Raw genomic sequence first — 26791 nt, 5'->3', positions numbered from 1 at the left:
GGTTCAGCGCTCCACGCGGAAGTCGAACACGTTCGTGTCGAAGCGGGTGTAGCCCTCGTAGTCGATGAGGTCGTACAGGTCGGCGCGATGCTGCATCTCGCCGAGTCTCGAGGTCAGGTGCCCCTCGTCCTCGAGTGTGTCGAGCGCCCGGTCGGCGGCCCCCATCGCGAGGCGCAGAAGCGAGACGGGCCAGATCACGATGTTGACGCCGGCGCTGCGCAGCTGCTCGGTCGAGAACAGCTCGCTCTTGCCGAACTCGGTCATGTTGGCCAGGATCGGCACGTCGAGCGACGCGCGCATGGCCTCGAACTCGCCGAGGTCGCGCATCGCCTCGGGGAAGATCGCGTCGGCGCCGGCGTCGACGAGCGCCTTGGCCCGGTCGATCGCCGCGTCGAGGCCGTCGATCGCACGGATGTCGGTGCGGGCCATCACGAGGAAATCGGGGTCGCGTCGCGCATCGACGGCGGCGCGGATCCGCTTGACGGCCGTGTCGCCGTCGACGACGCTCTTGCCGTCGAGGTGCCCGCAGCGCTTCGGGTTCACCTGGTCCTCGATGTGGGCGCCCGCGAGCCCCGCGTCTTCGAGGGTCTGGATCGTGCGCGCGACGTTCATCGGCTCGCCGAACCCGGTGTCGGCGTCGATGATCGCGGGGAGCTCGGTCATCCGCGCGATCTGCTGACCGCGCCCGGCGACCTCGGTGAGGGTCGTCAGCCCGATGTCGGGGAGGCCCAGATCAGCGGCGAGCACCGCGCCGGAGACGTAGACCCCGTCGAAGCCCTTCCGCTCGATCAGCCGCGCCGACAGCGGGTTGAAGGCGCCCGGGAAGCGCAGCAGCTCGCCGGACGCGAGGCGTTCGCGCAGCATCCGCCGCTTCTCGTGCGCCGGGGTCTGGGCGTACAGCATCAGAACAGCCCCTTGGGGGCGGGCGCGAGGGCGAGCACACCGTGCTTGGCGACGATGTTCAGCTGCAGCACCTCCGCCGCCGTGAGCTCGGGCAGACGCTCGGCGAGATCGAGGAAGCGCTCGATCTCCTCCGGCAGCAGCACGGGCTCGGCCAGCAGGCGGAACTTGCGCACGTAGTCCTCGCGGGCGAACGGGCGCGCACCCAGCGGGTGCGCGTCGGCGACGGAGATCTCCTCTTCGACGGTCGAGCCGTCGGCGAGGGTGATCACCACGCGGCCTCCGAAGGCCTTCTCGTTCGGATCCTCCGAGTGGTAGCGACGCGTCCACTCGGCGTCCTCCGCGGTGGTGACCTTGCGCCACAGCTCGACGGTGTCGGGACGGCCGGCGCGCTCGGGCGTGTACGAGTCGACGTGATGCCAGGCGCCGTCCTGCAGCGCGACGGCGAAGATGTACGGGATCGAGTGGTCGAGCGTCTCGCGCGAGGCGGTCGGATCGTACTTCTGCGGGTCGTTCGCGCCCGAGCCGATGACGTAGTGCGTGTGGTGGCTCGTGTGCAGCACGATCGAGGCGACGTTCGCCGGGTCGCGGAGGTCGGGCCGCTCGGTGCCGAGACGGCGGGCGAGGTCGATCCACGCCTGCGCCTGGTACTCGGCGGAGTGCTCCTTCGTATACGAGTCGAGGATCGCGCGCTTGGACTCGCCGGAGGCCGGCAGCGGAACGTCGTACGACGCATCCTTGCCGTCGAGCAACCAGGCGACCACGCCGTCCTCTCCCTCGTAGATCGGGGCGGGCGACGTCTCGCCGCGCATCGCGCGGTCGACCGCCTCGACGGCGAGCTTCCCCGCGAACGCCGGCGCGAACGCCTTCCAGGTCGAGATCTCTCCCTTGCGCGACTGACGCGTGGCGGTGGTGGTGTGCAGCGCCTGACCGATCGCCTGCCGGATGGTCTCGGTGTCGAGGCCGAGCAGCGTGCCGATCCCCGCCGCAGCCGCGGGGCCGAGGTGGGCGACGTGGTCGATCTTGTGCCTGTGCAGCGAGATCGCCCGTACGAGGTCGATCTGGATCTCGTAGGCCGTGGCGAGCCCGCGCACGAGCGCCGCCCCGTCGCGACCGGTGTGCTGGGCGACGGCCAGGATCGGCGGGATGTTGTCGCCCGGGTGGGAGTAGTCGGCCGCGAGGAACGTGTCGTGGTAGTCGAGCTCCCGCACGGCGACCCCGTTCGCCCACGCGGCCCACTCCGGGCTCGTGCGTCGTTCGAGCGCGCAGCCGAAGATCGTGGCGCCGGGGCCGCTGATCGAGACCGGGTGGTCGAGAGCCTGCTGTCGCGCAGCGCTCACCGGGCGCCGGGTGAGGGATGCTGCCGCCACCGCGGCGTTGTCGATGACCCGGTTGACGATCATGTCGACGACATCGCCGTCGACGCCCACCTCGTCGGTCGCAACCTCCGCCAGGTGCCACGCCAGCTCGCCTTCGCGGGGCAGGTTCTCGTCGCTGCGGTGGACACGGAGATGATGCGAGATCGTCATGGGGGGCCTTTCGTGGGGCATTCCCTACCCATACTGCCCGCCCTACGGCGAGAGGGCCTCCCCTTCCGCTTTCGCCGGGCGTACGTTGTGCTCATGACGACGGTCGTCCGAACCCGGGGCCTGCAGAAGCGGTACGGCCGCACGCGCGCCCTCGACGGACTCGACCTGGAGGTCTCCGCCGGTGAGATCCACGGCTTCCTCGGCCCGAATGGGGCGGGGAAGTCCACCACGATCCGCATCCTGCTCGGGCTCGCGCGCGCGAGCGACGGCGAAGCATCCGTGCTGGGAGGTCACCCCTGGAACGACGCGGTGCGGCTGCACCGACGGATGGCGTACGTGCCCGGCGACGTGAGCATCTGGCCGAACATCTCCGGCGGCGAAGCCATCGACCTGCTCACGCGGCTGCGCGGAGCGAGCCGGCACGAGTCGGTCTACCGCCGCGAGAGAGCGCGCCTGATCGAGGAGTTCCAGTTCGATCCGCGCAAGAAGGGGCGAGCCTACTCGAAGGGGAACCGGCAGAAAGTGGCGCTGATCGCGGCCTTCGCCGTGCCGGCGGCGCTGTACATCCTCGACGAACCGACGAGCGGGCTCGATCCGCTCATGGAGGTGGCGTTCCAGCGCGAGCTGCGGCGGGTGCGCTCGGCAGGGTCATCGGTGCTGCTGTCCAGCCACATGCTCACCGAGGTCGAGCATCTGTGCGATCGGGTCAGCATCATCCGCGCCGGCAGGGTCGTCGAGTCGGGCACGCTCCCGGAGCTGCGCCACCTCACCCGCACGGAGGTGTCGTTCGTGGGAGCCGATGCGGCGTTCCTCGCCTCGCTGCCGTCGGTGCACGACGCGAGGGTCGAGGGCGGGCGGGTGCGCTGCACCGTCGACAGCGATGCGGTGACGGCGCTGCTCCCCCTGCTGGCGCAGCACGGCGCGGAGGGGCTCCGGATCGAGCCGGCGTCGCTCGAGGAGCTGTTCCTCCGCCACTACGGCGACGACGCCTCGGGCTCGAGTCCGCCGTGAGCAGGATCGGGGTGCTCCTCGTCGAGAGGATGAGACGCGATGCCCTTCAACTGACGCTGTGGGTCGTCGGCACGGCGGCGCTCGCGGGGGCGGCGGTCGCGGGAGTCGCGGCCAACTTCGACACCGCGGAGGAACGCACCTCCCTGGTGGCCACCGCGCTGGCGAACCCCGTGATCCTGCTCTTCCGGGGGCTTCCGTCGGGCACCGGACAGGGCGCATTCATCACGTTCCTGATCCTCCCGTTCCTCGCGATGCTGTCGGCGTTCACGACGAGCTTCCTCGCGGTGAGGCACACTCGCGCCGCCGAGGAGTCGGGGCTCGCCGAGCTCACCGAGGCGACGCCCGCCGGCCGGGTGCTGCCGACGGTCGCGACGGTCGTTCACGGCGTGATCGCGAGCCTGCTCCTGGGCGCCGCAACGACGCTCGCCCTCGTCGGATGCGGTCTGGAACCGGGCGGCTCGCTGCTGGTCGGGGCATCGTGCGCGTCGATCGCCCTCGTCTTCCTCGGGGTGGGGCTCGCCGCCGCCCAGTTCCTGCGCACCTCGCGCGCGGCCAACTCCGTCTCGGTGACCGCGCTGCTGGTGACGTTCTTCGCCGCGGGCCTCGGCAATGCGCTCGGCACCCCGAGCGACGATCTGCAGCGGATGCAGAGCTCGCCGCTGACGTGGTTCTCGCCGTTCGGCTGGGCCGAGAACACCCGGGCGTTCGATGAGAACCTGGCGCTTCCGCTGCTGTGGTGCATGCTCCTCGCCGCCGTACTGATCGCCGTCTCGTTCGCCCTCCTCGCCCAGCGCGACACGGGCTCGAGCCTCGTCGCGGAGCGCCCCGGACGCCCCGCGGCGCGAGCCGCCCTCGCATCGACGACCGCTCTCGTCGCGCGGTTGTCGTGGCCGGCGACCGTGGCGTGGATGATCGGCGGATTCGCCAGCGGCGCTCTGGCGACGGCACTCGCCCCGGCGGTGAGTTCGATCACCGCGCAGAACCCTGCCATCGCCCAGGTGCTCGCGCAGATCTCCGCCGGCGGGGAGGATCTCGCGCGCGGCCTGGTCGTCGTCTTCTTCACGATGATCGGCATCCTCGCCGCGTGCGCCGGTGTGCAGACCGTCGCCCGCGCCCGGCAGGAGGAGTCCCACGGCACGGCGGAGCTGGTGAGGGCGCTCCCCACCGGCCGCGTGCGATGGCTGGCCGACTTCGTCGTCGTGGGGTTCGCGGCCATCGTGCTGACCGTGTTCGCGGCGGTGGTCGGCGCGACGGTCGGCGTAGGGATGCAGGGTGGGGACGGCGCCCTCATCGTCGACGCCGTCGTGGTGGGAGCCGGTCAGGCTGTGGCCGCGGGGGTCTTCGTCGGACTGACCGCGCTGGTGTTCACGGTGCTCCCGCGCGCCACGATCGCCGTCGGGTGGACGCTCGTCCTCCTCGCCGCCGTCCTCGGGCTGTTCGGACCGGTGCTGGGCCTCCCCGACTGGGCGGTGGACCTGGCCCCGTTCTCCGTCACGCCGGTGCCCACGGACGCCGGCGTCGACCAGCGCGGTCTCATCTGGCTGACGATCGCGATCGTCGCCTCGGTCGCGGCATCCGCCGTCCTCATGCGTCGCCGCGAGCTGGCCTCGGCGGGCTGACCCGACGACGCGACGGGTCAGCCGTGGACGGCCGACTGGCCGAGGTGCGTGACGAGCTCGTCGAGCGCACTCGCCCATCCGTCGTAGAAGCTGTCATCACCGGCCATGCCGTCGACGCCGCGCAGGTCGAAGGTCAGCCGCGTCAGATCTCCGGCCGGTGCGATCTCGACCGTCACCACCGGGGTCTCGTCGGGATCGGCGTCGGGCTCGCCCCAGGTGAAGACGAGTCGCCGCTGCGGCACCACCTCTCGGTAGAGCCCGCCTGTCGGGTGCGTCTCGCCCGACGCGTCATCGACCATCGTGTAGGCGTAGCGTCCGCCCTCCTTCGCGTCGATGGTCACCGTTTCGCGCGGCGTGGTCATGCCGTTCGGATGCCACCACTGCGCGGCGTCGTCGGCATCCGTCCATGCGTTCCAGATCTGTTCGGGGGTCGCGTCGAGCAGTCGCTCGAGAGTGAATCCGCGGGAGGAATCGATCATGGGTTGCTCCTTGCCTGCCGCGGCGCGCGTCGTCGCGGTTCGAGCACGGTACGTCGCCGTTCGCGTTCCGTCGAGGCGCTTGCGCGAGGGGGGATCGCCGGCGGCGAGTCGTTCCGGGCGGCGGATCGCGCGCGCGTTGAGGAGGTCGTCGCCTACGGCACGGCGGTCACGCTGGCCTGAGCGGCCCGCGGCTGCCAGGTCGCGAGAACGGACGTGGCAGCATCCAGGCTCTCCGCCGCGCCCGCCTCGTCGGTGCGCGCCTGAGCCAGAGCGGCCAGCACGAGCGACGAGCAGGTGACCGCCAGCGTGCGTTGCGATGCGGCGTCGAGGTCGGGTCGACCCGCGGCGACGCCCGCGCGGACGGCGACACGGATCTCTTCGGTGTAGTCGGCGATGATCGCCCGGACGCCGTCGTCGTCGCTCGCCAGCGGGGTGCACGCCGCGTTCAGAAGGAGACAGCCCGATCTCGACGCTGACGCCGGCGAGAGGACCTCAGCGCGCAGGGCCGCGAGGTAGCGCTCGAGCGCCTCGGGGGCGGGGTTGCTCTCCCGCAGCCCCGCGAGGCGAGGGCGGGCGACGTGAGCGAGGTAGTCGACGACGACCGCTTCGAACAGCCCCCGTTTGCTCCCGAACGCGTGGTAGAGGCTCGACCGCTTCAGAGAGGTCGCCTCTTCCAGCTCTCCGATGCCCGCTTCGGCGTAGCCCCGCGACCAGAACAGGTCGCGCGCCGAGCGCACCACCTCGTCGTGGTCGAACGTTCGCAGTCGTCCCATCGGATTCCCTCCGTCGGGGTCTATATTAGACCAATCGTTACAAAATTTCGGAAGGACGCCCCCATGCGCGCGATCACCCACCACGAGTTCGGCGACCCGGCAGCAGTGCTCACCGTCGAAGACGCCGAGACCCCCACGCCCGGCGAGGGAGAGGTGCGCATCCGCACCCTTCTCTCCCCCATCCACAACCACGATCTCTGGACGATCCGCGGCACCTACGGCTACAAGCCCGCTCTTCCCGCTCGCGCCGGAACCGAGGCCGTCGGTGTCGTGGAAGAGGTGGGCGCCGGAGTCGATTCGCTGCGGGTGGGCCAGCGCGTCGCGACGGGCGGCACGTTCGGGGTCTGGGCCGAACAGTTCATCGCGCGCGCGGCAGGGCTCGTCCCCGTCTCCGAAGGCCTCCCCGACGAAGCGGCCGCCCAGCTCGTGTCGATGCCGTTCAGTGCGATCAGCCTGCTGGAGTTCCTCGACCTGAAGACCGGCGACTGGATCGTGCAGAACGCCGCGAACGGCGCGGTCGGTCGCATGGTCGCCCAGATCGGCGCTGCGCGCGGCATCAATGTGGTGGGCCTCGTCCGCCGCGCGTCGGGCGTGCGCGAGCTCGAGGACCAGGGCATCTCGCGCATCGTCGCGGTCGACACCGAGGGCTGGCAAGGTCGCGTGGCCGAGCTCACCGGAGGCGCCGACATCGTCGCGGGCGTCGACTCCGTCGGCGGCCGGTCGAGCGGTGATGTGCTGTCGCTCCTCGCCGAGAACGGAACCCTCGTCGCCTTCGGCGCGATGGACAGCCCGACGATGGAGCTCGCCTCGGGCGATGTCATCTTCAGGCAGGCCACGGTGAAGGGATTCTGGGGCAGCAAGGTCGCGGGGAGCATGGATGCGGCGACCCGCACCGAGCTGTTCGGCGAGCTCGCGCGCCACCTCTCGTCGGGAGTGCTCACGCTGCCGGTCGCATCGATCCACGGGTTCGACGATGTCGCCGCGGCCGTGACCGCCTCGGGCGAAGCGGGCCGCGTCGGCAAGGTGCTCCTGCGTCCCTGACCGGTCGCGGGCCGATCGCCTCGTCTCCTCGCGGCGGTCGGCCTACCCCGCGGCGAGCTCGATCATCTTCCCGAGCGCCTCGAGAGCGGGGCGCTGGCCCTTCACGAGGCGTTCGCGCGCGTCGTCGATCGCTGTCCACTCGGCGCGGTCGACCTCGGGGAATCGCGCGGTCTCGCCCGACCGCGGCGGCCACTCCATCTCGAACTCGCCGAACGAGAATCCGGATGCGTCGAAACCTGCGCCGTCCGCGACGAACACCACGACGCGCTTGCCCGACGAGTACGCGAAGGTGCCCAGCTCGGCGTAGTCGCCCGCCGGCGCATCGACGCCGAGCTCCTCGCGGAACTCGCGGTGCGCAGCATCCAGAGCGGACTCGTGGTCGGGATCGAACTCGCCCTTCGGGATCGACCAGGCGGCGGCGTCTTTCGAGGCCCAGTACGGGCCTCCCATGTGGGCGATGAGCACCTGCACCCCGCCGCCGTCGAGACGGTACAGCAGGATGCCGGCGCTCATCACCACCATGGTCGGACCTCAGGCCAGCCGCGCCTTGGGCGATGTCTCGTACGTCTTCTGCCCGTCGCGCTCGACCGTGCCGCCCAGTGCGTCGTCGATCGCGGAGAGCGTGTCGGCGTCGAGCGTGACACCGGACGCCTTGACGGTGTCGGCGAGCTGCTCCGGACGCGACGCGCCGACGAGCGCGGCGGCGACGTTCGGGTTCTGCAGCACCCAGGCGATCGCCATCTGCGGCATCGACAGGCCCGCCTGCTCGGCGATGGGCTTCAGGCGCTGCACCGCGGTGAGCGTGTCTTCGGCGAGGAAGCGCTTGATGAAGTTCGCGCCGCTCTTCTCGTCGGTCGCGCGCGACCCCTCGGGCACCGGCTGACCGGGCAGGTACTTGCCGCTCAGTACGCCCTGCGCCATGGGCGACCAGACGATCTGCGAGATGCCGAGCTCCTCGCTGGCGGGAACGACCTTGTCTTCGATGACGCGCCACAGCATCGAGTACTGCGGCTGGTTCGAGATGAGCTGGATGTTGAGCTCCTTCGCGAGAGCGTGACCCTCGCGCAGCTGCTCGGCGGTCCACTCCGAGACGCCGATGTAGAGCACCTTGCCCTGGCGCACCAGGTCGGCGAACGTCTGGAACGTCTCCTCGAGCGGCGTCTCGTAGTCGAAGCGGTGCGCCTGGTAGAGATCGACGTAGTCGGTGCCGAGGCGCTTGAGCGACCCGTTGATCGACTCGGTGATGTGCTTGCGGCTCAAGCCGGTGTCGTTGGGGCCGCCCGGTCCGGTCGGGAAGTAGACCTTCGTGAAGATCTCGAGCGACTCGCGCCGCTGCCCCTCGAGTGCCTTCCCGAGGATGACCTCGGCGGCGGTGTTGGCGTAGGTGTCGGCGGTGTCGAACGTCGTGATGCCGGCGTCAAGGGCGGCGTGCACGGTCTTGACGGCGGCGTCGTCTCCGACCTGCGACGCGTGCGTCACCCAGTTGCCGTACGTGATCTCCGAGACCTTGAGACCACTGCTGCCCAGATAGCGATAGTTGACCATGCGTCCACGCTACTGGCGCGCGCCGACCTCGGCTCCGGGTTGCGCCGACGAGGATCGAGGATGCGTCAACCACCCCTGGCCGAAGGGCGCACGCCGGTAGCGTTCCCTGGTGAGCACCTCTCCCACGCGCGCCCGGATGACCGGGTCGATGCGCGCCGCGCGCACCCTCGTCGCGCCGTCGCGCGTGCTGCTGGCGACGAAGACCGCGGGTGCCGCCGTGCTCGCCTGGTACCTCGCGCCGCTCATCCCCTTCGCCGCCGACGAGTACTCGTACTACGCACCGCTGGGGGTCGTGGTGAGCATGTACCCGACGCTGGCCGATTCGGCGCGCTCGAGCGTGCAGACGGTGCTGGGCCTGGCGATCGGCATCGGTTTCGGACTCGTCGCGGTCGGGCTCGATGCCGCGGGGGTGCCGGCTGCGGTCGCCCTCGCCGCCATCGTGGCGATCGGGGTGCTGCTGGGGGGTGCGCGCGTGCTCGGCCCCGGGCGCGAGTGGATCGTCATGGCCGCGCTGTTCGTGCTGCTGATCGGGGGGAGGGGCGATCCCGACCAGTTCTCGGTGTCATACCTCGTCACGATGGCGTTCGGCATCGTGGTCGGCGTCGCGGTGAACGTCCTCATCGCACCCCCGGTGTTCCTGCCCTACGCCTCCCGGCGGCTCAGCGAACTCCGCGACACCGTCGCCGCCCGCCTCGACGAGATGGCCGACGCCGTCGGTGCGGGAGGCGTCGACCACGACGCACTGGCCGCGTCGATGAGCGAACTGTCGACGATGCTCCTGACGGTCGCCGACGAGGTGCGCGAGGCCGACCGCAGCCTCCGCGGCAACCCGAGGGGCCGCCGGCAGGCGGCCGCCCAGGAGGAGAATGCGCGTCGCTTGCGGGCCCTCGAGCACGTCACGTTCTTCGCGCGCGATCTCGCCGATATCCTCGGCCGCATCCCACCGACGGGGGCTCCGCTTCGCGGTGAGGCGCGCACGCTCCTGGCCGAGGCGGTGCGCGCGTGCCGCGACGTCGTCGCCACCGCACCGGGCGACCGCGACACCACGGCGCTCATCGAGACCGCCGGCGCGGCGGTCGAGGGCTACCTCGCGTCGCTGGAGCCCGTCGACACCGGCATCGCCGAGCTGGCGGAGACCGTGACCGCGGGGGTCAGTCTCCGCCGCATGATCGACGCCTGCCGCCCGTTCGCCTGACCGCCGCGCGCGGATACCCGTGCCGGGGCGCTCCTCAGCTGTCCTTGCGGATCCAGCGGAAGGTGACGCGCACGAGGATCAGGCCCACGACGAGCCAGATGAGCGTCACCCCCAGGGTGAGTCCGTGCTGCCAGGTGCCGCCCGGCTCATCGGCGGCGAACGCCTCGGGCAGGAAGACCGAACGCATGCCCTGCGCCAGCCACTTCAACGGGAAGATGCTGGCCACGTTCTGCAGCCACTCGGGCAGCACCGAGAACTGGATGAAGATGCCCGAGATGAACTGCAGCACCAGCACGATCGGGATGACCACCGCCGAGGCGCTGCGCCCGGTGCGCGGGAGGGCGCTGAGGCCGATGCCGAGGATCGCGCACGTGGTGACGCCGAGCAGGAACACCCACGCGAAGGTCAGCCACCGCTGCGGGTCGGTCGGCAGCGCCACGCCGAAGAAGATCCCGGCGATCGCGATGAGGAGGGCGGCCTGCAGGAACCCCGTGACCAGCACCTGACCGAGCTTGCCCATGAAGTACGACACCGGCGACAGCGGCGTTCCGCCCAGGCGCTTGAGCGATCCGTCGCTGCGCTCCATCGCGATGTCGATCGCGAGGTTCTGCAGGCCCGAGAGCAGCAGTCCCGCGGCGAGCATGCCCGGCAGGTAGTAGGCGGCCGACGAGATCTCGCCGCCGGGCGGCCCGAACGTCGCGGAGCTGAAGGCCACCGCGAAGATGAGCAGGAACAGCACCGGGAACAGGAACGTGAAGAAGACCGAGTCGCCCTGCCGGAAATACGACCTCACCTCGTAGGCGACGCGCGAGAGGCCGAGGCGCAGCGTGCGCCCGATCCCGAACGACCCCACGCCGGTGCGGTTCGGCGTCGACAGCGAGGCGCTCACGCCGGGACCTCCTCGGTCGATGCGGCCGCCGGATCGACGAACGAGAGGTAGATGTCCTCCAGGCTCGGACGCACCACCTCGAGACCCTCGGGTTCGCGGCCGGACTCTGCCACGAGACGCGCGACGTACTCCCCGGGGCTCGACGTCCGTTCCTGATGGGCGACGCCGTCCTGGCGCCAGCGCACCACCGGCACACGCGACGCGGGCCCGCCGAGCTCGTCGATCGGCCCGATCGAGGCGAGTTCGCCACCGACGAGGATGGCCGCGCGCTGCGACAGCTCGGCCGCCTCGTCGAGGTAGTGCGTGGTGAGCAGGATCGTGGTGCCCTCCCCCTGCAGCCCCCGGATGAGATCCCAGAACTGCCGCCGCGCCTCGGGGTCGAACCCGGTCGTGGGCTCGTCGAGGAACAGCAGGTCGGGCTGCCCGATGATGCCGAGCGCGACATCGACGCGTCGACGTTGGCCGCCCGAGAGCTTGCGGACGGGCGTCTTGGCCTTCTCGGTCAGACCGACCGCGGCGATCACCTCGTCGACACGACGGGCACGCGGATAGAAGCCCGCGAAGTGCGTGAGCAGCTCCTTCACCGAGGCGGTCGGGGCCTCGCCGGTGTTCTGCAGCACGATCCCCAGGCGCGACTTCCACTCCAGCGTGGCGTGGTGGGGGTCGACGCCGAGCACCGACACCGTTCCGCCGCTGCGGTTGCGGTAGCCCTCGAGGATCTCGATCGCGGTGCTCTTGCCCGCCCCGTTCGGGCCGAGCAGCGCGAAGGTCTCACCGCGATGGATCTCGAAGCTGATGCCCTTGAGCGCCTCGAATCCCCCGCGATAGGTCTTGGTGAGGTCGGACACCTCGACGACGGATTCGGTCATGTCTTCGAGGATGCCGTGAACGGATGCTGCGCACCACTCTCACGGGCAGGTCCGCAGCATCCGTTGCCCTGCCGAGCCGTCGCCGGCGTGCGTCCCACGTAGGAGAAGGCGTCGGCGTAGGCCGATCCGCCGCCGATCGGCCTCCCCTCGCACCATCTCCTACCCCCGCGACGCCACGAGGTCGGCGAGCGCGCCGGTCGGCAGCGCGATCCACCCCTCGCGCCGAGCGCGCTCGAGCTGCGCGGGTTCGGGAGGCGCGTACCGGCCGAGGGCGGCGCCCCGCGCGGCGAGCGCCGCGACGACGGCATCGAACGCGTCGCCCGAGCGCACGAGGGCGTCGGCGTGGCCTCGGAGGTCGAGCCACGGGGCCGTCTCGACCACCCGCGCGAGAAGCCGCTCCCGCACGTCGGGATCGGTGCGATACCCCGTCGTGTCGAACCCCCAGAGCCGCAGACTCGCCCCGGGGTAGACCTCGGCGACGTCTCCGCCGCCCGACCGGTCGACATCGCGCCCGGCGTCGCGCAGCCGTCCGAGCAGCCCCGCGCACCGCATCGCGGTGAGCCCGAGCCGGTCGGTGGACACGCTCAACGGCCACCGCCCCGTGACCCGCCGCGCGACGCGGTCGGTCTCGCGGTACGCGAGCGTGCGCCGCCAGTCCATGCCCCCGTCGACGGCCGGAGCCGTGGCCGGGACGGAGTGCGCGACGAGGAATGCCACGAAGTCGTCGGGCCACCCGAATGCGCAGTCGATCCCGATCTTGTCGACGCCGGCGGATGCGTCGACGACGGCGTCGTCGGAGACACCGACCGACAGCTGCGTCAGTGCCGCATCCGTCCCGCCCCATTCCACGACCGCCAGCGCCGTCCTGGTGCTCTCGGCGGCGAGGTCGACCCCCGCGGTGCGCATCGGGGAAGAGGTCAGGCGACGGGAGTCGCGTCGGCGGCGACCTGGTCGTCTTCGGTGGCGACGAGCTGCCCGCAGGCGCCGTCGATCTCCTTGCCACGGGTGTCGCGGAGTGTCGTCGGGATGCCGGCGTCGTTGAGGCGGCGCACGAACTCGTTCTGCACGGGCACCTCCGACGCCGTCCAGATCGAACCGGGCGTGGGGTTCAACGGAATCGGGTTCACGTGCACCCAGCCGCGACCGCGGGCGTTGAGCTTCTCAGCGAGGAGGTCGGCACGCCAGGCGTGGTCGTTCATGTCCTTGATGAGCGCGTACTCGATGGAGACGCGCCGGCCGGTCTTGTCGAAGTAGTCGCGCGCCGCGTCGAGCGCCTCGTCGACCTTCCAGCGCGAATTCACCGGGATGAGCTCGTCGCGCAGCACGTCGTCGGGCGCGTGCAGCGAGAGCGCGAACGTGACGGGGATGTCTTCGTTCGAGAGCTTCGTGATCGCGGGCACCAGGCCGACGGTCGACACCGTGATGCCACGGGCGCTCATGCCGAGGCCGTGATCCTTGTCGACCATGACGCGTACGGCCTGCATGACCCGTGCGTAGTTGGCGAGCGGCTCGCCCATACCCATGAAGACGATGTTCGACACCCGATCGGCGGAATGGTCGTCCTTCTTCTTGCCGCCGAGGCCGCCATCGGCGATGAGCCGGTTGGCGCGCACGATCTGCTCGACGATCTCGGCCGCCGACATGTTGCGGGTGAGACCGGCCTGACCGGTCGCGCAGAACGGGCAGTTCATGCCGCACCCGGCCTGCGACGAGACGCAGAGCGTGATGCGGCCCGGGTAGCGCATGAGCACCGACTCGACGAGAGCGCCGTCGTGCAGCTTCCACAGGAACTTGATCGTGTCCCCGCGGTCGGTCTCGAGGCGCTTCACCTCGGTCAGCAACGGCGGCAGCATGCCGGCGACGAGCTCATCGCGACCGGCTGCGGGCAGGTCGGTCATGAGCGCGGGATCGCTCGTGTAGTGCTGGAAGTAGTGCTTCTCGAGCTGCTTCGCACGGAACCCGGGCATGCCGAGCTCCTTCACCTTCGCGACGCGCTCGTCGGCGGTCAGGTCGGCGAGGTGCACGGGGGGTTTGCCGCGCTTCGGGCTCGCGAACTGCAGGAGCGGACGACCGGTCTCGTCCTTCTTCTGCGACCAGCCCTCCGTCGCCGGGCGCACCTGGCGGGGTTTCGTGGTGCGCACGGGAGGCTGAGTGGTCATCGTCCCAGGGTACGGGACCGCTCTGAGGGAACGGCGAGAGCGGAGCCCTAGACTTCCCCCCATGGCGGCGGAGCGCGGCGCATCGCGTGCGGGGACGGTTGTGCACAAAGTGCTCAACAACAACGTGGTCGTCTCGATCGACGAGTCGGGCCGCGAGCGCATCCTCATGGGCCGGGGTCTCGGCTTCCAGCTGAAGCCCACCGACACCGTCGACCCGGCGAAGGTCGAGAAGACCTTCGTGCTCGACGACGGCGCCGACGGCGATCGCGCGCGACGACTGCTCACCGACGTCCCCTATGCGATCGTCGAAGCCGTCACGTCCGCGGTCGACGAGGCGGAGCGGATGCTGCAACGAGACCTCGGCCGACGCCTGCCGCTGGCCGTGATCGATCACATCCAGTACGTGATCGAGCGGCTCGATCAGGGCATCCGCATCCCCACCACCTCGATGCCGGAACTGCGGGTGCTCCACCCCCAGGAGTTCGCCGCGGCCGAGCGGATGGCGGTCGCCATCAGCGCCTCGCTCGAGCGTGAGCTGCCCGCCGAGGAATCGGTGTTCCTCACGATGCACCTGCTCAACGCCACGCGAGACGAGCCCAACGGCACGGCGGCGCTGCTCTTCCGCCGCGTGCAGCACGTCGTCGCCACGGTCGAGAGCGGTCTCGGGGTCGAACTCGACGTCGAGAGCCCCGACTACGCCCGCTTCGTGCTGCACGTGCAGTTCCTCCTGCAGCGGCTCGTCTCGCGCTCGATGCTCCGCGGCAGCGACACCTCGTTCTTCGAGTTCGCCAAGCAGCGCTACCCCCGCTCCTACGCGATCGCGGTGGGCGTGAAGGGCTATGTCCTGGCCGCGACGGAGTCCGAACTGACCGACGAGGAACTGCTGTACCTCATCGTCCACGTCGAGCGTCTGGCCACCCAATTGTCGGGCGACGACGGGCCGGAGGCTGTGGTACCGTGATCTCCGCGAGGCGTAGGTGCCTCGCGGAAGCAAAGGATTGTTACCGCGTCAGCGGGCAAAACCTGGACTCGCATCGTCTTTCTGACGGTGGCTGAGGCCAGGTTTTTTTGTTGCCCGGAAACAGCCCGGCCGCTTCCCGACCACGACGTGCCGCGCAGATGCGGCGAGAGGACGGCGGATCCCCATGGCGGATTACGCGAAGACAGCTGCAGGGGTGCTCAAGGGCGTCGGCGGCGAAGAGAACGTGCGGTCGCTCGTGCACTGCGCGACCCGGTTGCGCTTCGTCCTGAAGGACGAGTCGAAGGCGGATGCTGCGGGCATCAAGGCGACGCCCGGAGTCATCACGACGGCGCAGGCCGGCGGCCAGTACCAGGTCGTCATCGGCAACGACGTCCCCGAGGTCTACGCCGAGATCGGCAAGATCTCGAAGTTCGGCGGGTCGGGCGACTCCGCGCCGGCCGAGGATGGTCCGAAGGGCAACCTCTTCAACCGCTTCATCAAGATGATCGCCGCGATCTTCACCCCGCTCCTCTGGGCGCTCGCCGGAACCGGTCTGCTCAAGGCGTTCCTCGCCGCTGCCGTCACCTTCGGGTGGATCGATCCGACCACGAGCACCTATCTCGTGCTCAACGCACTGTCGGACGCCTTCATCAACTTCCTGCCGCTGGCTCTGGCCATCACTGCGGCGCGGTACTTCAAGGCCAGCGAGTTCACCTCGCTCGCCATCGCGGGCGCGCTCCTGTACCCGACGGTCACCGCGGCCACGGGCGCACCCGACCTCACCTTCTTCGGCATCCCGTTCACGATGGTCACGTACGTCTCCAGCGTCATCCCCGTCATCATCATCGTGTGGCTGCAGAGCCACGCCGAGAAGTTCCTCTACGCGAAGCTGCCCGGCGCGATCCGCCGCTTCGTCACGCCGATGATCGTGGTGCTGATCGCCGTGCCGCTCGTCTTCGTCGTCATCGGCCCGATCTCGGGCATCCTGAGCGGCTGGATCGGCAGCGGCATCGGCTGGGTCTTCGAGACCGTGCCGTGGCTCGGCGGCGCCATCATGGGCGGCTTCTGGCAGGTCTTCGTCATCTTCGGTCTGCACTGGGGTCTCGTCCCCCTGTTCACGCTGGAATACCAGACCACCGGTCAGATCCTGCTGGTCGCCCCGATCTTCGCCGCCGTCCTCGCACAGGCAGCCGCCGTCGCCGGCGTCTGGGTGCGTACGCGCAACAAGAACCTGAAATCCCTCGCGGCCCCCGCGACCCTGTCGGGGTTCCTCGCCGGCATCACCGAGCCCGCGATCTACGGAATCAACCTTCCGCTCAAGCGCCCCTTCGCCTTCGGAATCGTCGGCGGCGTCATCGGCGGCGCGATCATCGCAGCCGGCGGAGTCTTCGCGAAGGCGTTCGTCGTCCCGTCGACGCTGGCCCTTCCCGCCCTCTTCGGCAACGGCAACATGATCCTCCTCGTGATCGGCCTGGCCGCCGCCATCCTGATCCCCTTCCTCCTCACGGTGATCATCGGCTTCGCCGACCCCGAGGACGAGGCGACGGTCGCGGCGGAGAGCAACGACGTCGCGGTGCTGAGCCCGCTCGACGGAACGGTCGTCCCGCTGTCGGAGACGCCCGACGCCGCCTTCGCCGAGGGCGGTCTCGGCCAGGGCGTCGCGATCAAGCCGCGTTCCGGTGCCGTCTACGCGCCGTTCGACGCAACCGTGGTCGCCGCGTTCCCGACCGGTCACGCGGTGGGCCTGCGCCACGCCGACGGCGCGGAGCTGCTCATCCACATCGGCATCGACACCGTCAAGCTCGCCGGCTCCCACTTCTCGCTGAAGGTGACCGCCGGCCAGCAGGTCGCGGCCGGTGACCTCCTCGTCGAGTTCGACATCGACGCGATCGAGGCCGCCGGCTACGACGTGACCACGCCGATCGTGATCACCAACTCCGACCTGTACCCCGAGGTCGGCGACGCCGCATCCGGTCCGATCTCGCACGGCGAGCCGCTGTTCTTCGCGCGCGCCGTCGAAGCGGCCCTCGCCGCCAAGTAACCGTCCGGGCGGGCGGATCCCCCGGTCCGCCCGCCCGGCACTCCCGAATGAGAAGAGATACACGCACCATGACTGATTCGACCGTGTTCCCCGACGGCTTCCTCTGGGGCGGCGCGACCGCCGCCAACCAGGTCGAGGGCGCCTACGACCAGGGCGGCAAGGGTCTGTCCGTGCAGGACGTCATGCCGCAGGGCATCGTCGGCCCGCGCACCGCCGTCCCGACCCCCGACAACCTCAAGCACGAGGCGATCGATTTCTACCACCGGTACGCGGAGGACATCGCCCTGTTCGCCGAGATGGGCTTCTCGGTCTACCGCTTCTCGATCGCGTGGAGCCGGATCTTCCCGAAGGGCGACGAGACCGAGCCCAACGAAGAGGGCCTCGCCTTCTACGACCGCGTGCTCGACGAGCTCGAGAAGCACGGCATCGAGCCGCTCGTGACGATCTCGCACTATGAGACCCCCCTGCATCTCGCTGAGACCTACGACGGCTGGGTCAGCCGCGAACTCATCGGCTTCTACGAGCGCTACGCCCGCACTCTGTTCGAGCGTTACGGCTCGCGCGTGAAGTACTGGCTCACGTTCAACGAGATCAACTCGCTCCCCCACGCGCCGTTCATGAGCGGCGGCATCAACACCCCGAAGGAGCAGCTCACCGATCAGCAGCTGTTCCAGGCGATGCACCACGAGCTCGTCGCGAGCGCCCTGGCGACGAAGGTCGCCCGCGAGGTCGCCCCGCAGGCGCAGATCGGGTGCATGGTGCTCGCGATGCCGACCTACCCGTTGACGCCCGACCCGGCCGACATGCTTGCCGTCATGGACGCCGACCACGGCAACTTCGTCTTCGGCGACGTGCACACGCGCGGCGAGTACCCCGGCTACTTCCTGCGCACGCTCCGCGAGCGCGGCATCGACCTCGACATCACCGATGAAGACCGCGAGCTGCTCACGAACACGGTCGACTTCGTCTCGTTCAGCTACTACATGAGCATCGCCGAGACCGCCGACCCCGCGAAGCGCGTCGCCGGCGAGGGCAACATCATGGGCGGCGTGCCGAACCCCACGCTCGAGGTGAGCGAGTGGGGCTGGGCGATCGACCCGGTGGGCCTGCGCATCGTGCTGAACCAGTTCTGGGACCGCTGGCAGAAGCCGCTGTTCATCGTCGAGAACGGACTGGGCGCGAAGGACCAGCTCGTCGAGGTCGACGGCCGCAAGACCGTCATCGACGACTACCGCATCGCCTACCTGAACGACCACCTCGTGCAGGTCGGCGAGGCGCTCTCCGACGGCGTCGACGTGCTCGGCTACACCTCGTGGGGCTGCATCGACATCGTCAGCGCCAGCACCGCACAGCTGAGCAAGCGCTACGGCTTCGTATACGTCGACCGCAACGACGACGGATCCGGCACGCTCGAGCGCTTCCGCAAGAAGTCGTTCGACTGGTACGGCGACGTCATCCGCAGCAACGGCGCGACCCTCTCGCGATAACCTCGCCAGACCCGTGCCGACGATCGTCGGGGGGATGCTGCAGCATCCCCCCGACGGCGCCCCTTCCGGAAAGCACCACACCATGACGTCTCGCCGCATCGCGTTCCTCGACGTGGACGGAACCCTCATCGACCACCAGCAGCGCCTCGCCCCCTCGGCGATCGAGGCGGTGCGCGGCGCCCGCGCCCGCGGCCACCTCGTGTACCTGTGCACCGGCCGCGCCCGGGCCGAGATCCCCGATCACGTGACCGCGATCGGCTTCGACGGCGTGATCTCTGCCGGCGGCGGCTTCACCGACCGCGGGGACGATCACGTCGCGCAGCACCTGATGCCCCCGGCCGACCAGGAGCAGCTCATCTCGTTCTTCGAGGCCCACGACGTCGAGTACATCCTGCAGGCCTACGACGACATCTACCCGAGTCCGGGCATCCTCGCCCGCGTGCGCCCGATCTTCGACGGCGCAGAGGCCGGCGCCGACGATCCGGCCGCGGCCGCCGCTCTCGCCCGGGTCGAGACGCGCATGGCGTACCGGGGCCCCGCTCCCGCCGGCGCGATCGCGAAGGCGACCTTCGCGGGCTCGCACCCCGACACCTTCACCGTCGTGCGCGACGGACTCGGAGACCGCTTCCACGTGATCACCGGCACGATCCCCTACCTCGGAGGGTCCGGCGGCGAGGTCAGCCTGCACGGCGTCAACAAGGGCGCGGCCATCGCCGAGCTCGTCGCGCAGCTCGGCATGACCCTCGACGACGCCATCGGCATCGGCGACAGCTACAACGACCTCGAGATGCTGCAGGTGTGCGGCGTCGGAATCGCGATGGGCAACGCCGACGACACCGTCAAGAGCTATGCCGACGAGGTGACCACGAGCGTCCACGACGACGGCGTGCACACCGCCTTCGCGCGCCACGGCCTGATCTGACCCGACCTCGGGGCATTTCGACGAGGTCGGTGAGCGGGCTCGTACCCGGTCGGATGCGCTCAGGGCGCGTCGCGCGCGGTGGCGATCGCCGCACGAGCCCGCCAGGTGCGGGCGGTCACGCGGTCCAGCGCGACCTGCCGCCGCAATGCGTCGGCCTTCTCGTACACCGACGGATCGCCGAAGCTGGTGAGCACCTTCACGAGCACGGGCAGCAGTTCGATCATGAAGAACAGCCCGGCGATCAGCCAGTGAGCCCAGGCCAGCACCGGCTCGCGCTGCGAGAGTCGCTCGAGCGCCCCGATCTGGCTGAGGATCCCCTGCGCCTGGGCATTGCCTCCCGCCACGGCCGCCGCGCGCTCGTCGTAGGCGGCCAGAGCGGCCTCGTATTGCGTTCGCGCGGAGGTCAATTCGTCTCGGGCCCGCTGCTTGTTCGTCTCGGCCGATTCGGCCGCGGCGCTCGTCCCGGCCGCGTTCGCCGCGCTCAGGGTGGCAGTGGCCTGCTGCAGTTCGGCGGCGAGACCGTCGTACGACGCCTGCGCGCCCGCCAGCTGCGCCTCAGCAGCGGCGGAGCTCGCGCCGTCTCCGCTCACACCGGTGCACCCGGGGACGGTGCCTGCACCCACGCCGGTCAACTCGCACTGGTACAGAGCCCGGGCCTGGTCGATGACGGCCTGCTGCGCGGCGAGCTGGGCATTCAGCTGGTCGACGCTCTGCTGGGCGGCGGCCGCTTCGGCCGAAGTAGACGAGGTTCCGGCGACGATGCCCGTGGCAGCCTGGTCCTCCAACGCGCTCACGCGCGCGGACGCCGCGTCGAGCGCCTGCTTCTCGGGACCGCCGGCCACGGCATCCTGGTCCGACAGCGCCTGCGAGACGTTGGTCGAGGTGACCTCCCGCGCGATGTCGTTCTGGAACACCTGCAGCACGAGCGGCTCGGCGACGACGATCCCGATGAGAGCGGCCATCACCACGCGCGGCACGGCAATCGCCAGCAACCGCCAGAAATTGCGGGTCGAGCGCATGCTCGAGGTGAGGAACCGGTCGAGATTGAAGATGATCAGCGCCCAGACGATGGCGAGCGGCGCGGCAAGCCACACCGAGATGCGCACCCCGGTGATGAGCGCGAACAGCATCGACAGCGCCGACACCAGAGCGGTGCCGGCCAGCACGAAGAACATCTGCACGAATCGCGGCGTCTCCTCCGGCACGTCGTCGAGCACCGCACCGTCGGCACCGCCGAGCACCGCCAGCCGACGGCCCCACGGCATACGCCGCCGTCGAAGCGTCAAGCGGCGACGCGCTTGGGGGGCGGGCTGACCCTCGACCGGGAGCGCCTCGGGTTCCGGCTCCTCGCCGTCGGCGACCGGCTCGGATCGACCGGTCTGCTCGTCGTAGCGCCCGGGGGTCTCGCGCACATCACCGAGATACTGCGGCTCGCTGTCGTCGTGCGCGGCGAACTCGATTCGACCGTCGGAGCCGTAGCTGCCCGGTCGATGGGCGGAGAAAGACATCCGTACAGAGTAGGAGCTTGATCCTGAACGTCAGATCGGCGCCGAGAGAACGCGAGACGTCATCCCGGCGACGAGACTGCTCCGCTCGGCGGAAGTCTCGCAGCCCGGTTGACGTCTCGCGGTGGCAGCGGGGCGCCGGCGGCGTCGGGGCTGTGCAGCGTCAGTCGAGGAAGATGTCGGGGAACAGCGCCGAGTCGGGCGTTCCCGGCACCGCCGCGTACCGGGCGAAGTCGGAGACGCCGGCGGCTTCGAGCACATCCTCGACGATGAGCGTCTGCCCGGTGCGCTCGCGCGACGGGGTCGTCAGCACCTCGTACGCGGCGTCGGCGTAGATCTCGGGCGTGCGGCTGGCGGCCATGATCCGATCGCCGCCGAGGATGTTCTGCACCGCGGCGGTCGCGATCGTCGTGCGCGGCCAGAGGGTGTTCGCGGCGATCCCGTCGTCGGCGAACTCCGCCGCGATCCCGAGGGTGGCCATCGTCATGCCGAACTTCGCCATGCTGTAGCCGGTGTGCGCGCCGAGCCACTTCGCCGTGACGTTCAGCGGCGGCGACAGTGACAGGATGTGCGGGTTCTCGGCATCCCTCAGCACCGGGATCGCTGACCGCGACAGCAGGAACGTGCCGCGCACGTTGACCCCCTGCATGAGGTCGTACTTCTTCGTCGCCAGGTCGAGCGACCCCGACAGGTCGATGACGCTCGCGTTGTTGACGACGATGTCGATGCCGCCGAACTCGCCCTGGGTCTTCAGCACCGCCTCGGTGACGTCGTCGTCGTTGCGCACGTCGCCGACGATCGGCAGCGCCTGGCCGCCGGCCTCGCGGATCGCCGCGGCGGCGGTGTGCACCGTGCCCTCGAGCTTCGGGTGGGGGGTGTCGGTCTTCGCGAGCATCGCGATGTTCGCGCCGTCGCGAGCGGCGCGCAGTGCGATGGCGAGTCCGATGCCACGGCTCCCGCCCGACATGAGAATGGTCTTTCCTGCGAGGGATGTCATGGGTCTCTCCGGGGTCAGCGCTGGGTCTTGGCGGATGCTGCGGCGAACGCGCCGACGCGGGCGCGCGCGTCGGGGGTGTCGAAGGCGGCACCGATCGTGGCCGCCTCGTCGTCGAGGTTCTCGGGGAACGAGCGACCGGCGCCGGTGCGGACGAGACGCTTGGCCTGGCCGAACGCCGCCGTGGCACCGCCGAGCCAGGACCGCGCGACCGCCTCGGCCCGGGCGGCGAGGTCGGCGGCGGGGACGACCTCCGCCACGAGACCCCATGCCTGGGCCTCATGCGCGTCGAGCGTGCGGTCCTGCAGCAGCAGCTGGAGGGCGCGGCGCTGACCGATCGCGGCGGGCAGGAGTGTCGAGACCCCGAGATCGGGGGTGAGGCCGATGTTGGCGTACTTGCTGACGAACTTCGCGCCGTCGGCCGCGACGATGTAGTCGGCCGCCAGCATGAGTCCCAGTCCGCCACCGGCGACCGCCCCCTGAACGGCGGCGACGATCGGCACCGGGATCTCCGAGAAGATGCGGATGCCCTCGTGGATCACACCGGCGGCCTCGGTCACTGCGGCGCCGTCGGCACCCGAGGTCGACATCGCGACGACGTCTCCTCCGGCGCAGAAGGCCGGCCCCGCAGCATCCAGGATCACCGCCCCGATACCGGGGTCGACCGCGACGGCACGAGCGATGTCACGCCAGCGCTCGCCCATCTCGAAGTCCATCGCGTTGAGCGACGCGGGCCGGTTGAAGGTGACGCGGGCGAGACCCGCATCGACGGAGAAGAGGATGCTGTCGGACACGGTCGCTCCTTTGTCGGGGTACGCGCGGGGCAGATCCCCACCGCGTCGCCGAACCGTGTGGGCTCGCGGCGCTGCGGAGTTCGGCACCAGCCTAACGGGGCGTGCCGCGTCCTCCCGCGGCCGGCCGCCGGCCTACTTCGGCGCCATCCGGATCGCGCCGTCGAGGCGGATCGTCTCGCCGTTGAGGTAGCCGTTGTCGACGATCGCCAGCACGAGGCGGGCGTACTCGTCGGGCGCGCCGAGCCGGGCGGGGTAGGGCACCTGCTCGCCGAGCGAGTCCTGCGCCGCCTGCGGCAGCCCCTTCAGCATCGGCGTCTCCATGATGCCGGGGGCGATCGTGACCACGCGGATCGCGTGGCGGGCGAGCTCACGCGCGATCGGCAGCGTCATCGCCGCGACACCGCCCTTGCTCGCCGAATACGCGGGCTGGCCGATCTGGCCGTCGAAGGCGGCGACGCTCGCCGTGTTGACGATGACGCCCCGGTCGCCCGCAGCATCCGGGTCGTTCCGGCTCATCACGGCCGACGCCTGGGCGATGACGTTGTACGTGCCGACGAGGTTCACCCGCAGCACGCGCTCGAAGAGATCGAGCGGTGTCGGTGCACCGTCGCGGTCGAGCACCTTCGCCGGCGGCGCGATGCCCGCGCAGTTGACGACCACCCGGAGCGGCCCCGCCTCGGTGGCGCGGGCGACGGCCGCCCCGATCTGCTCGGGGTCGGTGACGTCGGCCGGCACGAATTGCGCGCCGAACTCGGCGGCGACCGAGGCGCCGGGCGAGGCCGGCAGGTCGACGAGGGTGACGCGGGCTCCGGATGCGGCGAGCCTGCGCGCGGTGGCGAGTCCGAGCCCGCTGGCGCCGCCCGTGACGAGGGCGGCCGAACCGTCGATGTTCATGCGCCCACCCTAGCCACGGCGTGAGGTGCCGCAATCGGGGCTCACCCGCGGCCGGAAACCCCGAATGGCGGCACCTCGACGGGCCCGGAGGCAGGATGGGGGAATGGTCGACGAGGAGTACGCGGCGTGGGTGCAGACGTTCACGCCCGGCCCCGAGACCGCCGTGCCCGAGCGCGTCGCCCGCCTCGCGGGCGGAGCCGCGCTCGAGCCGGTGTGGCGCAACGGCATCGGCGGGCTGACGTTCCGCGCGACGGAGGCGGGCAGCATCCGCTACATCAAGTACGCACCACGCACCCTCGAGTCGTCGATGGAGGCCGAGGCGGAACGGATGCGGTGGGCCGCCCTGTTCACACCGGTGCCCCGGGTGCTCACCCACGGCTTCGATGACGAGTACGAGTGGCTCGTGACGGCGGCCCTGCCGGGGCGGTCGGCGGTCGATCCGCGCTGGGTCGAGAGACCGGGCGACGCCGTCCGGTCGATCGGGGCGGGCCTTCGGGCGCTGCACGACGCCCTGCCCGTCGAGGGGTGCCCGTTCGACTGGGGAGTGGAGGGTCGCGTCGCGAACGCCGCGGCGCGGGGCATCGAGGTGCCGTCGTCTCTGCGGACCGCGCCGGCGACCGACCGCCTCGTGGTCTGCCACGGCGACGCGTGCGCCCCCAACACCCTCGTCGGCGACGACGGCTCATGGTCGGGGCACGTGGACCTCGGCGCGCTCGGCGTCGCCGACCGGTGGGCCGACATCGCGGTGGCGGCCATGAGCACGGAGTGGAACTACGGCCCCGGCTGGTCCGACGCACTCATCGCCGCCTACGGCGTCGAGCCCGATCGCGCCCGCCTCGACTACTACCGCGACCTCTGGAACGCGACCTGACCCGGTGAGGTGCCGCGATCGGGGGTCACCCGGTAGCCGGAGGCCCCGGATCGCGGCACGTCACGGCACCCCGCGCGTCAGAGGCCGAAGATGGGGCGCCAGGCCCCGGAACCCACCGAGATGACGACGGATGCTGCGGCGATGACGACCGCGATCGCCAGGAGCGCGGCGTCGCTCCCCCTCAGCCGCGACGGGCGCGCCCAGGTGCGGGGCCCGGGGGCGCCGAAGCCGCGAGACTCCATCGCGGTCGCGAGCTTCGACCCGCGCCGGATCGCGAGCACCAGGAGAGCGAAGGTCTGCCCGAGGAACCGGCGCACGCGGCCGGCGTCGGCGACCCCCCGCGCGCGGCGGGCCAGCGCGAGCTCGCGCCAGTCCTCGATCAGCAGCCCCACGAGACGCAGGCCCGCGAGCCCGCCGAGCACGAACCGCGCCGGCAGGCGCAGGATCTGGCCGAGGCCGTCGGCGAGATCGGTCGGGTCGGTCGTCGCGAACAGCACGACGCTGGGAACGGCGATGGCGAGGACGCGCAGCAGGATCGCGAGCGCCAGCGCGATCGAGCCGTCGCTCACGCGCAGCACACCCCACTCGACGTACACGTCGCCGGCGGGCCTGCCGTAGAGCACCGTGGCGGTCGAGGCGACGACGGCGCCCGCTGCGATCGGCCAGAGCCGCAGCCACAGGTCGCGGATCGGGAGGCGCGCGAAAGGCAGGAGCAGCAGGGTCGCGACGAGTGTGACACCCGCCGAGACGGGGTCGATCGAGGCGAGCAGCGCACCGGTCAGCACGAGTGTCGCGGCGAGCTTGGCCACGGGATTGAGGCGGGCGAGCGGTCCGTCGGCAGGGCCCAGCGTGGTGAGGCTCATGAGCGCCCCACCTCGAGCTCGGCGTCGGCGAGGGCCGCGACGAGCTCACGATCGTGAGTGACGAAGGCCACGGCGGTCCCGTCTGCACGGAGCCCGTCGAGCAGGCCCGCGATCTCGCGCCAGGTGCGGGCGTCCTGCCCGAACGTGGGCTCGTCGAGCACGAGCACCCGCGGGGCGGTGGCGATCGCCGCCGCCACCGTGAGGCGCCGCTTCTCACCGCCGGAGAGCGTGAACGGGTTGACGTCGGCGAGCCGGGTCAGCCGCAGCCGCTCCAGAAGCTCGTCGACCGTGCGCGCGATCTCGTCGGGGTCGCGGCGGAGCGCGCGGAGGCCGACGGCGAGCTCGTCGCGCACCCGGGTGGCGAGCAGCTGATGTTCGGGCTCCTGGAACACCATGCCGATCCGTGTGAGCAGCTCGCTCGACCGCCAGCGGGAAGGGGTCGCGCCCCGCCCGCCGGCGAGGGACGCCGTCGCGGTCAGGTCGCCGGCTGCCGGCGCGAGAAGACCCGCGACGGTCAGCGCCAGGGTGGACTTGCCCGCTCCGTTGGGGCCGGTGACGGCGAGCGCACGACCGGCGGCGAGGTCGACCGAGATCCCGGATGCGACGACCGTCGCCGAACGCGCGGCGAACGCCCGACGGCCCACCGCCAGGTGCGACCCGCTCAACAGGGTCTCGGATGCGGCGGACCTCGGCCGGCGATCGATCTCGACCGGGATGCCCGGTACCCACACGCCCGCCTCGGTGAGCGATCGGCCGTGCGCGGCGAAGACGGCACCGGGCGACCCGTCTGCGACCACCCCGCCGCCGTCGCCGCCGTCGAGCACGATCACCCGGTCGACCGCGTCGGCCCAGAGCGCCACCCGGTGCTCGACCACGATGAGGGTCGCACCGGTCACCCGTGCCGCCGCGATGACGGCGTCGCGCACGAGCTCGGCACCTTCGGGGTCGATGTTCGCCGTCGGCTCGTCGAAGAGCATGAGACCGGGTCGCATCGCGAGGATGCCCGCCACCGCGAGGCGCTGCTTCTGCCCGCCGGACAGCCGGGACGTCGGGTGGTCGCGGCCGATCCCGAGACCGACCGCCTCGAGCGCAGCATCCACTCTCGACCAGATCTCCTCGCGCGCAACGCCGAGGTTCTCGCACGCGAAGGCGACGTCGTCGCCCGCCCGGGCGAGCACAACCTGAGCGTCGGGGTCTTGGAGCACCAGCCCCGCGCGTCCGCGGGCGGCGGAGGGAGCAGCACCGTCGAGCGTCAGTTCGCCGACGCTCTCCCCGTCGTCGAGGTCGCCGAGCACCCCGGCGAGGCCCCGCAGCAGCGTGCTCTTGCCCGAGCCGCTCGCCCCGAGGAGCAGCACCCGCTCCCCCGGGGCGATGTCGAGATCGAGTTCGCGCACGGCCCAGCGTCGACGGCCGGCGTGGCGCCACCCCCAGGAGCGGGCGCGGACGGCGG

25 protein-coding genes are annotated in these 26791 nt (G+C 70.8%); 9 read left to right on the top strand and 16 right to left on the bottom strand.

Annotated features, from left to right (window positions below; all coding sequences use genetic code 11):
- Positions 1–3: 3 nt before the first annotated feature.
- Positions 4–903 (bottom strand): methylisocitrate lyase, encoded by a 900-nt coding sequence (prpB, locus tag FVP77_RS13675; RefSeq protein WP_147895126.1) that lies wholly within the window; start codon positions 901–903, stop codon positions 4–6.
- Positions 903–2429 (bottom strand): MmgE/PrpD family protein, encoded by a 1527-nt coding sequence (locus FVP77_RS13670; RefSeq protein ID WP_147895125.1) that lies wholly within the window; start codon positions 2427–2429, stop codon positions 903–905. The genes prpB and FVP77_RS13670 overlap by 1 nt, the downstream gene beginning before the upstream one ends.
- A gap of 93 nt (positions 2430–2522) precedes the next feature.
- On the opposite strand from FVP77_RS13670, the gene FVP77_RS13665 reads away from it, so the two are divergent.
- Together FVP77_RS13665 and FVP77_RS13660 are read left to right on the top strand one after the other, a co-directional pair.
- Positions 2523–3440 carry an ABC transporter ATP-binding protein gene (locus FVP77_RS13665; protein ID WP_147895124.1) on the top strand — a complete coding sequence of 306 codons (918 nt, stop codon included), beginning with the start codon at positions 2523–2525 and terminating at the stop codon, positions 3438–3440.
- A complete protein-coding gene (locus tag FVP77_RS13660; RefSeq protein ID WP_147895123.1) occupies positions 3437–5059 on the top strand; it encodes an ABC transporter permease in 1623 nt (540 codons plus the stop codon). Before FVP77_RS13665 ends, FVP77_RS13660 begins: the two co-directional genes overlap by 4 nt.
- 17 nt (positions 5060–5076) lie before the next feature.
- On the opposite strand, the gene FVP77_RS13655 is transcribed toward FVP77_RS13660, so the two are convergent.
- Positions 5077–5538 carry an SRPBCC family protein gene (locus FVP77_RS13655; RefSeq protein ID WP_147895122.1) on the bottom strand — a complete coding sequence of 154 codons (462 nt, stop codon included), beginning with the start codon at positions 5536–5538 and terminating at the stop codon, positions 5077–5079.
- Between the two features lie 152 nt (positions 5539–5690).
- Complete coding sequence (locus tag FVP77_RS13650; protein WP_147895121.1) at positions 5691–6311, bottom strand: TetR/AcrR family transcriptional regulator; 621 nt, start codon at positions 6309–6311, stop codon at positions 5691–5693.
- A gap of 63 nt (positions 6312–6374) precedes the next feature.
- On the opposite strand from FVP77_RS13650, the gene FVP77_RS13645 reads away from it, so the two are divergent.
- Positions 6375–7352: a zinc-binding dehydrogenase gene (locus tag FVP77_RS13645; RefSeq protein WP_147895120.1), complete on the top strand. Its 978-nt coding sequence runs from the start codon at positions 6375–6377 to the stop codon at positions 7350–7352.
- Positions 7353–7394: 42 nt separating this feature from the next.
- Here the strand turns inward: FVP77_RS13645 and FVP77_RS13640 are convergent, their stop codons facing one another.
- Both FVP77_RS13640 and FVP77_RS13635 read right to left on the bottom strand, forming a co-directional pair.
- The gene (locus FVP77_RS13640) at positions 7395–7874 is read right to left on the bottom strand and encodes an NUDIX hydrolase (RefSeq protein ID WP_147895119.1); all 480 of its coding nucleotides are present in this window, start codon (positions 7872–7874) and stop codon (positions 7395–7397) included.
- A gap of 9 nt (positions 7875–7883) precedes the next feature.
- Positions 7884–8897 carry an aldo/keto reductase family protein gene (locus FVP77_RS13635; protein ID WP_147895118.1) on the bottom strand — a complete coding sequence of 338 codons (1014 nt, stop codon included), beginning with the start codon at positions 8895–8897 and terminating at the stop codon, positions 7884–7886.
- Between the two features lie 109 nt (positions 8898–9006).
- Between FVP77_RS13635 and FVP77_RS13630 the strand changes: the two genes are divergently transcribed.
- On the top strand, positions 9007–10092 hold the full coding sequence (locus FVP77_RS13630) for an FUSC family protein (RefSeq protein WP_147895117.1): 1086 nt from the start codon (positions 9007–9009) through the stop codon (positions 10090–10092).
- A 34-nt stretch (positions 10093–10126) separates the two neighbouring features.
- Here the strand turns inward: FVP77_RS13630 and FVP77_RS13625 are convergent, their stop codons facing one another.
- The 4 genes from FVP77_RS13625 to rlmN all read right to left on the bottom strand — a co-directional run bounded on the left by FVP77_RS13625 (position 10127) and on the right by rlmN (position 14009).
- Complete coding sequence (locus tag FVP77_RS13625; protein WP_425463148.1) at positions 10127–10969, bottom strand: ABC transporter permease; 843 nt, start codon at positions 10967–10969, stop codon at positions 10127–10129.
- A gap of 8 nt (positions 10970–10977) precedes the next feature.
- On the bottom strand, positions 10978–11850 hold the full coding sequence (locus tag FVP77_RS13620) for an ABC transporter ATP-binding protein (RefSeq protein WP_147895116.1): 873 nt from the start codon (positions 11848–11850) through the stop codon (positions 10978–10980).
- A 159-nt stretch (positions 11851–12009) separates the two neighbouring features.
- Positions 12010–12756, bottom strand: a complete 747-nt coding sequence (locus tag FVP77_RS13615; RefSeq protein ID WP_147895115.1) for a DUF429 domain-containing protein — start codon at positions 12754–12756, stop codon at positions 12010–12012.
- Between the two features lie 11 nt (positions 12757–12767).
- Positions 12768–14009 carry a dual-specificity RNA methyltransferase RlmN gene (rlmN, locus tag FVP77_RS13610; RefSeq protein WP_147895114.1) on the bottom strand — a complete coding sequence of 414 codons (1242 nt, stop codon included), beginning with the start codon at positions 14007–14009 and terminating at the stop codon, positions 12768–12770.
- 61 nt (positions 14010–14070) lie between these two features.
- Here rlmN and FVP77_RS13605 point away from each other — a divergent pair, with 61 nt between their 5' ends.
- The 4 genes from FVP77_RS13605 to FVP77_RS13590 all read left to right on the top strand — a co-directional run bounded on the left by FVP77_RS13605 (position 14071) and on the right by FVP77_RS13590 (position 19420).
- A complete protein-coding gene (locus FVP77_RS13605; RefSeq protein ID WP_147895113.1) occupies positions 14071–14970 on the top strand; it encodes a PRD domain-containing protein in 900 nt (299 codons plus the stop codon).
- A 184-nt stretch (positions 14971–15154) separates the two neighbouring features.
- The gene (locus FVP77_RS13600; RefSeq protein WP_147895112.1) at positions 15155–17011 is read left to right on the top strand and encodes a beta-glucoside-specific PTS transporter subunit IIABC; all 1857 of its coding nucleotides are present in this window, start codon (positions 15155–15157) and stop codon (positions 17009–17011) included.
- A gap of 68 nt (positions 17012–17079) precedes the next feature.
- Positions 17080–18498, top strand: a complete 1419-nt coding sequence (locus tag FVP77_RS13595; protein ID WP_147895111.1) for a glycoside hydrolase family 1 protein — start codon at positions 17080–17082, stop codon at positions 18496–18498.
- A gap of 13 nt (positions 18499–18511) precedes the next feature.
- Positions 18512–19420 carry an HAD-IIB family hydrolase gene (locus FVP77_RS13590; RefSeq protein ID WP_147895110.1) on the top strand — a complete coding sequence of 303 codons (909 nt, stop codon included), beginning with the start codon at positions 18512–18514 and terminating at the stop codon, positions 19418–19420.
- Between the two features lie 59 nt (positions 19421–19479).
- Here the strand turns inward: FVP77_RS13590 and FVP77_RS13585 are convergent, their stop codons facing one another.
- From FVP77_RS13585 to FVP77_RS13570, 4 genes are all read right to left on the bottom strand, one after another.
- The gene (locus tag FVP77_RS13585) at positions 19480–20928 is read right to left on the bottom strand and encodes a DUF4407 domain-containing protein (RefSeq protein ID WP_147895109.1); all 1449 of its coding nucleotides are present in this window, start codon (positions 20926–20928) and stop codon (positions 19480–19482) included.
- A gap of 160 nt (positions 20929–21088) precedes the next feature.
- Positions 21089–21922, bottom strand: a complete 834-nt coding sequence (locus tag FVP77_RS13580) for an SDR family oxidoreductase (protein WP_147895108.1) — start codon at positions 21920–21922, stop codon at positions 21089–21091.
- 14 nt (positions 21923–21936) lie between these two features.
- Positions 21937–22713 (bottom strand): enoyl-CoA hydratase/isomerase family protein, encoded by a 777-nt coding sequence (locus FVP77_RS13575; protein ID WP_147895107.1) that lies wholly within the window; start codon positions 22711–22713, stop codon positions 21937–21939.
- Positions 22714–22845: 132 nt separating this feature from the next.
- The gene (locus tag FVP77_RS13570; protein WP_147895106.1) at positions 22846–23607 is read right to left on the bottom strand and encodes an SDR family NAD(P)-dependent oxidoreductase; all 762 of its coding nucleotides are present in this window, start codon (positions 23605–23607) and stop codon (positions 22846–22848) included.
- Between the two features lie 103 nt (positions 23608–23710).
- On the opposite strand from FVP77_RS13570, the gene FVP77_RS13565 reads away from it, so the two are divergent.
- On the top strand, positions 23711–24478 hold the full coding sequence (locus FVP77_RS13565) for an aminoglycoside 3'-phosphotransferase (RefSeq protein ID WP_147895105.1): 768 nt from the start codon (positions 23711–23713) through the stop codon (positions 24476–24478).
- A 77-nt stretch (positions 24479–24555) separates the two neighbouring features.
- Here FVP77_RS13565 and FVP77_RS13560 read toward each other — a convergent pair whose 3' ends face one another.
- Both FVP77_RS13560 and FVP77_RS13555 read right to left on the bottom strand, forming a co-directional pair.
- Positions 24556–25341, bottom strand: coding sequence for an energy-coupling factor transporter transmembrane component T family protein (locus FVP77_RS13560; protein ID WP_147895104.1), 786 nt, complete (start codon positions 25339–25341; stop codon positions 24556–24558).
- On the bottom strand, positions 25338–26735 hold the full coding sequence (locus tag FVP77_RS13555; protein WP_147895103.1) for an ABC transporter ATP-binding protein: 1398 nt from the start codon (positions 26733–26735) through the stop codon (positions 25338–25340). Before FVP77_RS13555 ends, FVP77_RS13560 begins: the two co-directional genes overlap by 4 nt.
- Between the last annotated feature and the right edge of the window lie 56 nt (positions 26736–26791).

The sequence above is a fragment of the Microbacterium hatanonis genome, from assembly GCF_008017415.1.
Classification (GTDB): domain Bacteria; phylum Actinomycetota; class Actinomycetes; order Actinomycetales; family Microbacteriaceae; genus Microbacterium; species Microbacterium hatanonis.
This window is presented reverse-complemented; position numbering and strand designations above follow the sequence as displayed.